General features: G+C 37.5%; 1 protein-coding gene. It reads right to left on the minus strand.

Annotated elements, in window-relative coordinates:
- The coding region (locus tag ADI58_RS08535) for an SHIRT domain-containing protein (protein ID WP_049522228.1) at positions 1-379 on the minus strand (379 nt) is incomplete at both ends.

The following is a 379-nucleotide window of genomic DNA, read 5'->3' on the forward strand; positions in this document are numbered from 1 at the left end:
GCATCGTAGCTCTTGAATACCCATTTACCATCGTTTTCTGCATCTACGTACTCTCTAGTTGTCGGTTGAGTCGCATCTACATTTGCTTTATCTGCATAACGATTTTGGTCGGTTGGTTTATAGCCTTCTATTGCTTCTGGCAATGCCTTACCTGGAGTTCCACTTTCAAATTTGTATGTTACACCGTATTTATTAGCTTCAAATACCCATGTTCCTACAAACTCTACATCTGCCTTATTTACTACCTTATTATCATTATCGTACTTTTCAAATTTCCATTTACCATCATTTACTGTATCTACATACTCTTTGGTTGTCGGTTGAGTCGCATCTACATTTGCTTTATCTGCATAACGATTTTGGTCAGTTGGTTTATAGC

Origin of the sequence: Streptococcus mitis (assembly GCF_001074635.1) — a bacterium.
GTDB lineage: Bacteria > Bacillota > Bacilli > Lactobacillales > Streptococcaceae > Streptococcus > Streptococcus mitis_E.